The organism is Tolypothrix campylonemoides VB511288_2, assembly GCF_045999855.1.
GTDB classification, from domain to species: Bacteria; Cyanobacteriota; Cyanobacteriia; order Cyanobacteriales; family Nostocaceae; genus Scytonema; species Scytonema bouteillei_A.
This window is the reverse complement of record NZ_JBFPMW010000005.1, coordinates 361,358-374,080: the sequence shown is the minus strand read 5'-3', so window position 1 is coordinate 374,080 and position 12,723 is coordinate 361,358. Positions and strand designations below refer to the sequence as shown.

At 43.3% G+C, this 12,723-nt stretch carries 9 protein-coding genes; 5 read left to right on the top strand and 4 right to left on the bottom strand.

Features of this window, described 5'->3' with window-relative positions; genetic code table 11:
* Window positions 1-216: 216 nt before the first annotated feature.
* Window positions 217-1,578 (bottom strand): 23S rRNA (uracil(1939)-C(5))-methyltransferase RlmD, encoded by a 1,362-nt coding sequence (gene rlmD, locus AB0756_RS18065; protein ID WP_038090191.1) that lies wholly within the window; start codon window positions 1,576-1,578, stop codon window positions 217-219.
* Between the two features lie 159 nt (window positions 1,579-1,737).
* On the opposite strand from rlmD, the gene AB0756_RS18060 reads away from it, so the two are divergent.
* The 3 genes from AB0756_RS18060 to purF all read left to right on the top strand — a co-directional run bounded on the left by AB0756_RS18060 (window position 1,738) and on the right by purF (window position 7,785).
* A complete protein-coding gene (locus AB0756_RS18060; RefSeq protein ID WP_038090189.1) occupies window positions 1,738-2,223 on the top strand; it encodes an allophycocyanin subunit alpha-B in 486 nt (161 codons plus the stop codon).
* A 1,431-nt stretch (window positions 2,224-3,654) separates the two neighbouring features.
* Complete coding sequence (gene purL / locus AB0756_RS18055; protein WP_038090187.1) at window positions 3,655-6,099, top strand: phosphoribosylformylglycinamidine synthase subunit PurL; 2,445 nt, start codon at window positions 3,655-3,657, stop codon at window positions 6,097-6,099.
* Window positions 6,100-6,285: 186 nt separating this feature from the next.
* Complete coding sequence (gene purF / locus AB0756_RS18050) at window positions 6,286-7,785, top strand: amidophosphoribosyltransferase (RefSeq protein WP_038090184.1); 1,500 nt, start codon at window positions 6,286-6,288, stop codon at window positions 7,783-7,785.
* A 110-nt stretch (window positions 7,786-7,895) separates the two neighbouring features.
* Here the strand turns inward: purF and AB0756_RS18045 are convergent, their stop codons facing one another.
* The 3 genes from AB0756_RS18045 to AB0756_RS18035 form a co-directional block, all read right to left on the bottom strand.
* Window positions 7,896-8,180: a hypothetical protein gene (locus AB0756_RS18045; RefSeq protein ID WP_038090181.1), complete on the bottom strand. Its 285-nt coding sequence runs from the start codon at window positions 8,178-8,180 to the stop codon at window positions 7,896-7,898.
* Between the two features lie 81 nt (window positions 8,181-8,261).
* Window positions 8,262-9,308, bottom strand: a complete 1,047-nt coding sequence (locus AB0756_RS18040) for an ABC transporter permease (protein ID WP_050045940.1) — start codon at window positions 9,306-9,308, stop codon at window positions 8,262-8,264.
* Between the two features lie 75 nt (window positions 9,309-9,383).
* Window positions 9,384-9,902, bottom strand: coding sequence for an adenine phosphoribosyltransferase (locus AB0756_RS18035; protein WP_038089152.1), 519 nt, complete (start codon window positions 9,900-9,902; stop codon window positions 9,384-9,386).
* A 454-nt stretch (window positions 9,903-10,356) separates the two neighbouring features.
* Between AB0756_RS18035 and AB0756_RS18030 the strand changes: the two genes are divergently transcribed.
* Complete coding sequence (locus AB0756_RS18030) at window positions 10,357-10,983, top strand: DUF3038 domain-containing protein (protein WP_038089165.1); 627 nt, start codon at window positions 10,357-10,359, stop codon at window positions 10,981-10,983.
* Window positions 10,980-12,551: a DUF4335 domain-containing protein gene (locus AB0756_RS18025; protein WP_038089149.1), complete on the top strand. Its 1,572-nt coding sequence runs from the start codon at window positions 10,980-10,982 to the stop codon at window positions 12,549-12,551. Before AB0756_RS18030 ends, AB0756_RS18025 begins: the two co-directional genes overlap by 4 nt.
* The last annotated feature ends 172 nt before the right edge of the window (window positions 12,552-12,723 follow it).

Here is a 12,723-nt window from a genome sequence, read left to right as displayed (position 1 = left end):
ATTGCGTATAAAAGAGCATACTTTTACTCTTTTTATTGCTGAGCATAACCTAGACAACTCGATTCATAACTCCAAGAGAGACTTTGCTTTTTACTGCCTTGTGCAAAGTGAATTGCACTAGAGGAATCATATTTTTAGCTTAATTCTATAATAGCATCTCTCATCCATAACGATCCATAAATTTTGTTTTTGAGTTTGTGTTAAAAACAAGGGAATTCAGAGCAAGGTTGATAACGTGAGGAACGCTGCTGCCTCTACATGGGCTGTCTGTGGAAAGAAATCCGCAGGTTGCACTCGTGTAAGCGTATACAATCCATCCTCACAAAGCAATTTGAGGTCACGAGCCAGGGTGGCTATTTTACAACTGACGTATACAATGCGCTTAGGTTTCGATTGCCGTAAGGTTTCCATAACAGAGCGATCGCATCCTTTGCGTGGAGGGTCGAGCAAAACTATATCTGGTGAGATATCCGTGTTGGGAAGTAATTCTTCCACTGCACCAGTATGAAACGTGACATTTTCAATACCGTTAAGTTTTGCGTTTAAATTTGCCTGTTCTACTGCTTCTGCTTGAAGTTCTAACCCCACAACTTGTCGTGCTTTTTTTGCCAAAGGTAGAGTTAACGTTCCAATACCACAATAAGCGTCCAATATGACTTCCGAACCTTGTAAATTGAGTTCTGACTCAATGACTTGCAACAATGCTTCTGCTGTTTCAGTATAGATTTGGAAAAATGTATCGGCTCGCACGTGAAATTCGAGTCCCGCAAATTGTTCTTTTAAGTAAGAAACACCAGCAATACAACGGGTTTCCTCGCCAAAAATAGCATTGGTACGTTCTGAATTGCGGTTTGTACACACTCCTACCAACTGAGGATAGCGCTCCAACCACTCTTGCGCTTGGTCGTAAATTCCCGGTAAATTCCAATCTTTAACAACTAAAGTCAGCAACATTTCCCCTGTATGGCGACCAATACGCAAACCGAGATGGCGTATTAAACCTGTATGATTGTGCTCGTTGTAAATTTGCCAACCTTGCTTTTGAATGTCTTGTTTAACTTCCAATAGCAGGGGATTGAATCGAGGGTCTTGTACGGGGCATTGATTTAAGTTAATTAATTGATGGCTGCTTTTTTGGTAGTAACCGGCTTGGACCAGTCCTGTACGAGATAATCCTACGGGATACGTGACTTTGTTACGATAGCCCAAGCATTGCGAACCAGATAGCATTGGGTCTACTGGTGGTTGAGCAAAACTGCCAATACGTTGCAACCCTTGAATAACCTGATTGCGCTTGGCTTCAATTTGATATTCGTAATTGATATGCAGCCACTGACATCCTCCACACTTATCTGCGACGATACAACTGGGTCGAACGCGATGGGATGATTTTTTGAGCAACCGTTGGATCTGTCCGCGAGCGTAACTGGGTTTGACGTAAACCAGACGGACAGCAACGCGATCGCCAGGTACTGTATCCGGTACAAAAACGACGCGATCGTTCCAACGTCCGACACCATCTCCAGTATCGCTTAAATCCACAATCTCTACTTCAATAAATTCGCCTTGTTTCCACATAGTTGTTAATGGTTAGTTGTTAGTGGTTAGTTGTAAGTTGTGAGTTATTCTCCCTTGTCCCTAGAAGGGACCCCTAGTTACCCACTCCCCTTTATTTATGTCCTCAAGACTCGTTAAACTAGCAAATAATAAAATAAAATCACGTCCTACGCGATAATCATGACTGTAGTAAGCCAAGTTATTCTCAAAGCTGATGACGAACTGCGTTACCCTAGCAGTGGCGAACTTAAGAATATCAAAGACTATTTGCAAACTGGCGCACAAAGGATTCGCATTGTCGGTATCCTAGCCGAAAATGAGAAAAAGATAGTTCAGGAAGCTACCAAGCAGCTTTGGCAAAAGCGTCCCGACTTTATTGCTCCAGGTGGCAATGCTTACGGAGAGCGCCAGCGTGCTCTATGTATCCGTGACTTTGGCTGGTACTTGCGCCTAATTACTTATGGTGTACTTGCTGGTGACAAAGAACCAATTGAAAAAATTGGTTTAATTGGTGTCAGAGAAATGTACAACTCTCTCGGCGTACCCGTACCCGGAATGGTAGAAGCTATCAACTGTTTGAAGAAAGCTTCTCTTGACTTACTCAGCGCAGATGATGCTGCAGAAGCCGCTCCCTACTTTGATTACATCATTCAAGCAATGTCTTAGTACTGAGCGATCTGCACACTAATACATCCATATTAGCTGGATTTTCCCCACACCTGGTGGTAGCTATGGCAGATTTTCTGTCGGGTTAGAACCGGGTTGTGGGGAAATTTTATTGGGGGATTGAGGATTAACCCCTACCTCGCCAAAACAAAAAGCCAACAGTCCCTCTGTTGGGCTGTCGGCAATTAGTGTGTTCCCTATTAATGACTCGGCTAGAGTTCAGTTGTAAGCATTCTCTCAGTTGAATTATGTAGAGAATAGGATCTTAATCATGAGCACTAGTGATTGTCATCACTACAATGACTTGCAGTAGACGGTACCGACAAATTTAACTTTATAACTTTGCGCTTCGCGATCGCCGCTTTATGGTTAAAATAAGGGTTTTCTTTGATTTTCGAGCTATACGTAGTAGTGCATCTAGGTTAATTTATTGGGTATAAATTAATCTGTTAATGAGTCTGTGATTCTTTCCCCTTTGCCCCAGAGCAGCCTCAACCCAACATTTTCAGGTGGATGCGGTAGTAGGGTAGGTAATACCTGCCAAACGCTTCATGTGGTAAGCATTGCCTACCCTACAGTACTTAAAATTTTATATAATTCATTTTTGATTCCCAATACTGTATTAAGTATCACAATAAATAACTACTTGCTAAGTAAGCAGTCATTAAGAACTGTATCCATTGGGATGGATGAAAAAATCCTATTTGTTCTGCCTTCCATCTTCTACACCCTGCCTTTCTTTGTAAAAGTTTATGAAAGCTGATTCATGTGTGTAAATAAGTAAGTGTGTTCTAATGTTAAGATATTGGAGTTGTAAAGCTAAAATTGATTCCCTAGCATTTCTATAATTTTTGTTTTGCGATAAACCACCAACTCAATTTTTAGGTTTTCTGTAACAATTCTGTTAAGTACGACTGTAGTAACACCAAAAAAATTCAAATTGCATTCACTAGAGCAAGCATGATACTTAGCCTTAATGGTTATATACGGAAGCTAACGCATTCCAAATACCATTGTAGGTAAAATTGCTATACCTACAATTACGTAAAGTTTCATGCTTTACTCAAGCTAATTTCTATTTTATGAAATAGGCTTTATAGTTGAAATGTTGGAAATACTTAAATGCACCCCATGACTTTGGGTTTTGTCCAGGAAATTACTTATTTCCTCAGTAGATTCAGATGAAGCATCATTAGCATCAGCAGACTCTAGTTGATGATTGCTTTATTTTATAGTATTTATTATTAATCAAAGAGGAAATACTTAAATGTATGCTTAGTTCTTTAAAGCTTCTCTAACCAGAGTACTTAAAATTTTTCTGACATGGGAAGGGCAAGATCCTCGTACTGCATCAAATAGCAGGTGACTTTAGTGACGCAAAAGGTTCACAAATCGCTAAAATAAACCTCTGTCCCCTTGGTGCGTACTTCCATGACCAGCATCTCCTCTGCTCCTTTTTCTCCTGAAGAAATTGCTGATGAAGGTTTAAAGCCAGAAGAATACGAAGAAATTGTGCGACGATTGGGGCGTCATCCCAACAAAGCCGAACTTGGAATGTTTGGGGTGATGTGGTCTGAACATTGTTGCTACAAAAATTCTCGCCCTTTGCTCAAACAGTTTCCTACAACAGGACCCCGTATTCTTGTTGGACCTGGTGAAAATGCAGGTGTTGTCGATTTAGATAATGGTTTGCGACTTGCATTTAAGATTGAATCTCACAACCACCCCTCTGCTATCGAACCCTTTCAAGGAGCAGCAACAGGTGTCGGCGGTATTCTTCGCGATATATTTACAATGGGTGCGCGTCCCATTGCTGTCTTAAATTCTTTGCGCTTTGGTTCCTTAGAGGATGCTAAAACACAACGGCTTTTTAGTGGCGTGGTAGCTGGGATCGCTCACTATGGTAATTGCGTTGGAGTTCCTACGGTTGGTGGTGAAGTTTACTTCGATCCTGCTTACTCTGATAATCCTCTTGTAAACGTCATGGCATTGGGGCTAATGGAAACACCAGAAATTGTAAAATCTGGTGCATCAGGTATAGGGAACCCCGTACTATACGTAGGTTCTACTACCGGACGTGATGGGATGGGAGGTGCAAGTTTTGCAAGTGCAGAACTGACTGAAGAATCGATGGATGACCGTCCCGCAGTGCAAGTGGGAGATCCTTTTCTGGAAAAGTCGCTGATTGAGGCTTGTCTGGAGGCGTTTAAGACAGGATCTGTTGTGGCTGCACAGGATATGGGCGCTGCTGGTATCACCTGTTCTACCTCAGAAATGGCAGCCAAAGGTGGTGTAGGTATTGAGTTCGATCTAGATAAAATTCCTGTTCGGGAAACGGGAATGGTTCCCTACGAGTACTTGTTATCTGAATCGCAAGAACGGATGCTGTTTGTCGCTCATAAAGGACGCGAACAAGAGTTAATTGATATTTTCCACCGTTGGGGGTTGCAAGCAGTTGTTGCAGGAACAGTCATTGCCGAACCTATTGTCAGAATCTTATTTCATGGAGAAGTTGCTGCAGAAATTCCTGCCCAAGCTTTGGCAGAAAATACGCCACTGTATCATCGGGAATTGTTGGCAGAACCACCGGAATACGCGCAAAAAGCTTGGCAGTGGACACCTGAGTCTTTGCCTCCTTGTACTGCTGTGGGTATTGAGATTCACGGACAGTTTCACAGTTGGAGCAAGATTTTGCTCGCTTTACTAGATGCACCAACTGTTGCTTCCAAACGTTGGATCTACCGTCAATACGATCATCAAGTGCAGAACAACACAGTTTTGTTACCTGGTGGTGCTGATGCTGCTGTTGTACGGTTGCGCCCTCAAGAAGAGGAGGGAGGGAGAGAAAGAGGGAAGGAGGGAGGGAGTTTCCCTCACTCTCTCACTCCCTCACTCTCTCACTCCTCCAATTGCCAAAGCGCCGTAGCTGCTACGGTTGATTGCAATCCCCGTTATGTTTACCTCGATCCCTATGAAGGGGCTAAGGCGGTTGTGGCTGAGGCTGCACGCAATCTTAGCTGTGTCGGGGCAGAACCTTTGGCTGTGACTGATAATTTAAATTTTGGCAGCCCGGAAAAGCCTGTCGGTTACTGGCAATTAGCAGAAGCTTGTCGCGGCTTGGCTGAAGGTTGTCGGGAACTGGCAACTCCGGTGACTGGTGGTAATGTTTCTCTCTACAATGAAACTCTTGATTCTCAAGGAAAACCACAACCTATCTATCCCACTCCTGTTGTAGGTATGGTGGGTTTGATTCCCGATTTGACTCAAATTTGCGGTCAAGCTTGGCAAGCAGAAGGTGATGTTATTTATCTTTTGGGTTTACCTGTAGATGTAGAATCCAAAATTGAATTGGGTGGTTCTGAGTATTTAGCAACTGTCCACTCTACTGTGGCTGGTAAACCACCAAGAGTGGATTTTGAATTGGAACGTCAAATACAGCACGTTTGTCGCGAGGGTATTCGTCGGGGTTGGATTCGTTCGGCTCATGATTGTGCTGAAGGTGGATTGGCTGTTGCTGTTGCTGAATGTTGTATTGCCTCTCAACTCGGCGCGGAAATTAAGTTACCACTCTCTGTCAATGACCGTGCGGGCGAAAGTTCTTCTTTTCGTTGGGATGAAGTGCTTTTTGGTGAGGGTGGTGCGCGAATTGTAGTCTCTGTTGCATTAGAACAACAAGAAACCTGGGAGACTTTTTTAGGGGGACAAGTCGCTAATCACTGGCAAAAACTTGGCAAGGTTGGAAAATCCGAATTGGGTTTGCGGGTTTTAACAACTGATAACCAGACTTTAGTTAGCGTTAGCATAAATGATGTAAGCGATCGCTATTTCAACGCGCTTGAAAGGCGTTTAACCATCCAAAATACTTCCTCTAGTTAGAAAAGAATGAGTTGTAAGGAGGGGCAAAATAAAAACATCAACTCCTTCCTTCTCAAAATATTGGCGTTCGGTGATAAGGATTGCGATACTGTTTTAATGGATGGTTAAGATTTTTTTAAGACTTCTCCGACTATCCTCTTAATATATCCCCAAAAATTTAACACCCCCATCAGGAGCATAGCCAGCATGATCCCCAACCGTTCCGCCCACGCAGATAACCATCCAGAGTCGCTCGGTAACTCAATGAATAATGTAGAAAATCGCCCGGATAAACCAGAAGAGGCATGCGGTGTGTTTGGTATTTACGCACCAGAACAAGACGTTGCCAAACTAGCCTACTTTGGATTGTACGCTCTCCAGCACCGGGGTCAAGAATCAGCTGGGATTGCCACGTTTGAGGGTGAACGAGTTCATTTATATAAAGACATGGGATTGGTTTCTCAAGTCTTTAACGAGTCAATTTTGCAAGATTTGGTGGGTGACCTAGCAGTCGGTCACACTCGGTATTCAACAACGGGTTCGAGCCGCAAAGTCAATGCTCAGCCTGCTGTGGTTGAAACGCGTTTGGGTTCTCTGGCTCTAGCACACAATGGTAATTTAGTCAATACAGGAAAACTACGCGAAGAGTTGGTAAACAACAACTGCAACCTCGTGTCAACAACAGACTCAGAAATGATTGCTTTTGCGATCGCAGAAGAAGTCAATGCGGGTAAAGATTGGTTAGAAGGTGCGATTCGAGCATTTCATCGTTGTCAAGGAGCCTTTAGTTTAGTCATTGGCACTCCCAATGGGATAATGGGAGTCCGCGACCCCAACGGTATTCGTCCTCTTGTCATTGGCACTATAGAAGGGAATCCAGTCCGTTACGTTCTCGCCTCTGAAACTTGTGGCTTAGACATTATCGGTGCGGAATACCTGCGCGAAGTACAACCAGGGGAGGTTGTTTGGATTAATGAGGAAGGTTTGGCATCATTTCAATGGACTCCCAAACCCCAAAGGAAACTCTGTATTTTTGAGATGATTTATTTTGCCCGTCCCGATAGCGTCATGCATAACGAAAGCTTGTACAGCTACAGAATGCGTTTGGGACGGAGATTAGCTCAAGAATCCCTTGTTGATGCTGATTTGGTAATTGGTGTTCCTGATTCTGGTATTCCTGCTGCCATCGGCTATTCCCAAATTTCTGGTATTCCCTACGCGGAAGGGCTAATTAAAAATCGCTATGTAGGGCGTACTTTTATTCAACCCACTCAAAATATGAGGGAATCGGGTATTCGCATGAAACTCAATCCTCTAAAAGACGTGTTGTATGGCAAACGAGTTGTCATTATCGATGACTCTATTGTCAGGGGAACTACAAGCCGCAAACTGGTTAAAGCTTTGCGTGATGCGGGTGCGTTAGAAGTGCATATGCGAATTTCTTCTCCCCCTGTGACTCATCCTTGTTTTTATGGGATTGATACCGATAGTCAAGACCATTTGATTGCGGCTCGGATGTCAGTTGAAGAAATTGCCAAGCAACTTGAGGTGGATACTCTTGCTTATCTAACTTGGGATGGTATGGTGGAAGCAACAAGAGAAGACCCCGGTAGCTTTTGTTCTGCTTGCTTTACAGGAAAATATCCCGTTCCTGTTCCCGAACCGCTTAAAGGTTCTAAGTTAATCTTGGAAAAAACTTCAGTGTAGATTTTTTGAACTGTAGCTTCGACGCAGATAATTTTTGAATGATTATCTGCGTCTGTATTTTTATATGCATCGATTTAGTTGGGATGCGTTCAATATTTAAAACGAGCATTCTACTTCTGTTGTAAAAATTCAATATTAGGTACTAGCGGATCGGAAACAATACCTACGCCCGTAAAACCCCAACGTTGAAGCAAACTTCCTAGCTGAGAACCAGGAAGCGATTCTACAGAAAAGCGGTTTGCTATTTCTGCTGCGTGTGTGTTGAGGTAACTCATAGCATCAAAGTTTTCGCGAAACAAAAGTAAGTACGTTGAAGCATTATCGGGATTGGGTCGTGCGACCAGATAGCGACCGTCAGCCTTTGACCGGAGTAAGTAATAGACGTCAGAAAACATAGTGTTGTGAGTGGTTGGTGGTTGATAGTTGGTAGTGAGCGATCGACTACCAACTACTTACTACTAACTACGAACTCCTAACTAATTTAAATTTTCCAAGCGAATGCGAGGGTCGGCAACTTTTAGCAGCAAGTCTGCTACTAGGTTACCAATGCTTAGCAGCACGGCACTCATGACCAAACTCGCCATCACTAAATATAAATCCTGGGATTGCACTGCTAGTAAGGTTAACCTTCCCAAACCAGGCCAATTGAAGAAATATTCTGCAATGAAGGCTCCACTTAATAAACTGGCAAGTTCAAAGCCCAATAAAGTAATCAAAGGGTTGATGGCATTCCGCAGGGCATGAACGTAAATGACTCGGTTTTCTGGTAATCCTTTGGCACGGGCTGTTTGAATGTAATCTTGTCTCAATACATCCAACAATTCTCCTCTAGTAATACGCTGCAAGCCTGCAAAACTAGTAATACTGAGTGCGATCGTTGGTAGAATCATGTGCCAGCTAATATCTAATAGCTGACCAAACCACGTCAGTTCAGTGAAATTGATGCTAGTCATTCCACCAACTGGAAAAACTGGTGAGGTGTTTTGAGCAAAAATCAGCAAAAATAGCGCAGTCACAAAGCTGGGGAAACCCTGACCAACGTAACTGATAACTTGAAAAATTCGGTCAACCCACTGATTTTGTTTGACGGCAGCAATAATACCCAAAGGAATGGCGATCGCCCACGTTACAATAAGAGAAGAGACTGCTAGCAGCAAAGTTGCTGGCACTCGCTCCCACAACAGTGATGATACCGAGCGTTGGTAAACAAAGCTTGTACCAAAATCTCCTTTTGTCAAGATTCTCCACAGCCAAAGCCCAAATTGCTCGGGCCAAGACTTATCAAGACCGAATTGCTTTCTGAGCTCGTCTATTCGTTCTGGGGATATTTTCGGATTTTGCCTGAGAGTGTCTACGTAATCTCCTGGTGCTAGTTGAATAATGAAAAACGACAATGCCGAGGCTAAAAACAAAGTTAACAGCGCTTGCAATAGCCGCTTCATTATGTAAAGAAATGTGTCGCTGGTGACCACCCTTGTCACCCAATCGCGACTTGCTTCCAAGGAGATTTTTGAAGTAGTCATTTGTATAAATGTTTTTTGTCCTTTGTCAGTCGATGTCTACAAGTGGTCACCGATCTCTGTATTAGTTAATAATGACTAATATTCTACAAGAGTAATAATTGGTGCATCTGGCAAATGTTTTCGTCCTTGCAAATCCCGTAGCTCGATGATAAACCCAAAACCTACGAGTTCGCAGCCAATTTGTTTTACAAGTTTTGCTGTTGCAGCAGCGGTGCCACCAGTGGCAATCAGATCGTCTACTACGAGAACTCGGCAACCCGATTGTAAAGCGTCTTGATGAATTTCCAAACAATCCGTACCGTACTCAAGTGCATACTCAACAGAGTGAACTGCTGCTGGTAACTTTCCAGGTTTGCGGACGGGAATAAACCCTGCTCCTAATTGATAAGCAAGTGGTGCGCCAACAATGAATCCTCTTGACTCTATTCCTACCACGTAGTCTGCCATCAGGTTGGCCTCTTTGATTTGGTTGGCAAATAAGTCAACCATGTAGCGCAGCCCTTCTGGATCGCGCAGTAGCGTTGTGATATCGCGGAATAAAATTCCCGGTTTGGGAAAATCTGGAATGTCACGAATGAGAGATTTTAAATCCATAGGAAGGAGTTAGGAGTTAGAGATTGGGGTTTGAGGATTGGGGTAAAGTGAGGGTTTATTCTGAGACTCGGGGGGTAATGGGGATAAATACTTCTTGGCTCGTTTCCCTTGTCCACTTTGTCCCCAGTTCCCAATTCCTCTATTACCACATACCGCAAAAATCGTACACTATAATGTCATACGCTTGGTATTGGCTTTTCAGCAAAAAATCCATTGACGATTACTGAAATCTACACCAAGCTAGGGATGTAACGATCTCGATACGAATTAAGGCAGGTGAATTGATGCTTGAGAAAGTTTAAATTTTAATATACGGAAACGTTAGTGTAAAAAGAGTAAGTAGTGTATATGATAGGTACCTTGCCACAACTGAGCCAAGTCGAATTTAAAAAATTGGCTTGCTTATTTTAAATTAGTTTTACCTGCTTTGTTAAAGTCGTACAAGGTCTTTATAATGAATGTCTCTGCTAGTGTAACGTCTTATAATAGTCCAACCCCTAAGTCTTCGCCGATGATTCTGGAATCTTTACCCGAACCAGCGATCGAGGGACATGACTGTCCCCGTCGAACTCGGATGCAAATAGACTTAATATTACTGGCGATTGAGGCTTTGGAGCTAGGTGGCTCCGAAGCTATTTTGGCATTTGCTGAAGAGTTGGATCTTAAAGGTATTGTAAAAAATAGAGTCAATTTGTGGCGAATGCGTAGCACAAATCCTTTACGAAGAGCACATACCCGTCGGATCTTAACTATTACAGAGGCAAAGGCTTTAGTGGTTATTGCGTGCTACATAGCACGACGTCTGACAGTTGTCATTCGCCAGCTGTTAATGGTGTATCAACAAATGGTTGAAAAACAGATACCATTAGAACAAAATTTACGTCTCTCAAATTACTTGGAGAGATTTAGAGCACATTTTAAGAGCAGAATGAATCCCCGACGTTCTGGTTTAACTACATTAAATTCTGATGAAAAATTAGATGAACTGGCTATAAATTTGTTAGGACAACTCTTATTTTGTACCGGTACATCTGGAATGCAAAGGTTCTGGATTAGTCTATTTGACGGTGAAGTGGAATGAATATTCAGCGTAAGTATAGTTTACCTAATTGTACGCTCCTTTTGGAGGGTTTGAGTGATGCTACAAGGGCGGCACATCTTCAAGAACTGCGCCCGGAATTATCGATATTGGTAAATGCAGAATGTTATATATCTGGATATAAAAAACCTATATCAGGAGGACGAGAGTTTTTTGAAAGCTTGGTGAGAGCGGTTAGTGCTTACGCTCAAGAGTTTTTAAGCAACATACCCAATCCTCAAGCACGTGACTCAGAATCAGAATTGGTGCAGTTACAAAAAGTGAGTCGCGATCGCCACAGATTAGTCGTACACTCTGAGAATGCATCACAAGAAACGGGGGCAAATTCTCACGGTCAACCAACCACTGAAATCGATTTAAACACAGTACAGCTTTTTGATTTAGTAGAAGCAATAGACCAATTTTTTGCAGATAGCCAAACACTCCCAGAGTTATCGTTAAAAGTACAACCCGTTGCCAGACGATATGGCAACTTCAACCAAGCTTTAGTTAAGCAAGCTGTTCCCGCTGGTATAGGTGTCACTAGTTTGGCAGCAGCGGCGGTTGCTTTTAGCATCATTCCAGTACCTGAAATCCGTCCACCGCAACAAAACAATACACAACCCACTAGCAGCACAACATCTCGTTCCAACGCTCTTGCTTCTCCTGGTGTCACACCCACACCAGCCCCTAACGAACCAGTAGCAGCAAGCCCTACTTTCACGCCCACACCAACATCTACGACTGCCAGCGAGTCTACGCCTGCTTCCCTTGCTGCATCTGTAAATCCTACGACGCCAACACCAACACCAACTCCCACCGCACCTGAAGCAACTGCTCCGACTCCAATCCCAAACCCAACAGCCGTTAAAGATTTAGAAGCACTTTTAAACACGGTTCCCGAGATTACGGATGCATCCGTTTTACGTGCATTGCAACGCCAAGTTTACAACCAAATTAATCCAGAGTGGGCAAATCGTTCAGCATTAACTCAGGACTCCGTTTTTCGGGTCGGTGTTGCTGGGGATGGTTCCCTTGTTGGCTATAAAGCAGTCAATAAAGCTTCCAATGACGCTGTGGCGAACACTCCCCTACCCAAGCTGCTTTATAATCCTGCAAATTCGCGGGGTCCCATTACTAATGAACCAATCGCTCAATTCAAAGTCGTTTTTACAAACCGAGGCATTTTAGAAATTAGCCCTTGGCGCGGGTACACTAAAACTCCAGAGGTTATAGGTAGCAAAATTACTGACGCCAACACGATCGGTGTACTCAACCAGAAACTGACTAATACTATCCGCCAGGGTTGGCGTAATACAGCATCTTTCCCAAAAGATTTGAAGTATAGGGTAGCTCTTAATAAAGACGGAGCGATCGCCGATTACGAACCACTCAATCAAGTAGCTTTTGACTATTTCCGACAAACACCCCTTCCCAAGATGTTCCAACAAGACGTTTATGGTTCAAATACAGGTGCGCCAAACAGCAAAGAACCTCTTGCTCACTTCCAAGTGGTCTTCAAACCTGACGGTAACATTGAAGTGACTCCGTGGAAGGGGTACGGACAATAGCTAATAGCTAATGGCTAATGGCTAATGGCTAATGGCTAATGGCTAATGGCTGATGGTGTGCCCACCAGTACCGATCGCAAAGTGTAGCACGCTCACGTGCTATGGAGGAGAGTTTTCCTCTCATAGCACTGGCAAACTTGGAGGGTTAATAGTGCAATTAGCTAATAGCTAT

Bases quoted from the DNA above. Each gene is read 5' to 3' on its own strand.
- AB0756_RS18025 (WP_038089149.1), top strand. From the start codon at position 10,980: ATGAATATTCAGCGTAAGTATAGTTTACCTAATTGTACGCTCCTTTTG.
- AB0756_RS18045 (WP_038090181.1), bottom strand. From the start codon at position 8,180: ATGTTTTCTGACGTCTATTACTTACTCCGGTCAAAGGCTGACGGTCGC.
- purL (WP_038090187.1), top strand. From the start codon at position 3,655: ATGACCAGCATCTCCTCTGCTCCTTTTTCTCCTGAAGAAATTGCTGAT.
- AB0756_RS18060 (WP_038090189.1), top strand. From the start codon at position 1,738: ATGACTGTAGTAAGCCAAGTTATTCTCAAAGCTGATGACGAACTGCGT.
- rlmD (WP_038090191.1), bottom strand. From the start codon at position 1,578: ATGTGGAAACAAGGCGAATTTATTGAAGTAGAGATTGTGGATTTAAGC.
- AB0756_RS18040 (WP_050045940.1), bottom strand. From the start codon at position 9,308: ATGACTACTTCAAAAATCTCCTTGGAAGCAAGTCGCGATTGGGTGACA.
- AB0756_RS18035 (WP_038089152.1), bottom strand. From the start codon at position 9,902: ATGGATTTAAAATCTCTCATTCGTGACATTCCAGATTTTCCCAAACCG.
- purF (WP_038090184.1), top strand. From the start codon at position 6,286: ATGATCCCCAACCGTTCCGCCCACGCAGATAACCATCCAGAGTCGCTC.
- AB0756_RS18030 (WP_038089165.1), top strand. From the start codon at position 10,357: ATGAATGTCTCTGCTAGTGTAACGTCTTATAATAGTCCAACCCCTAAG.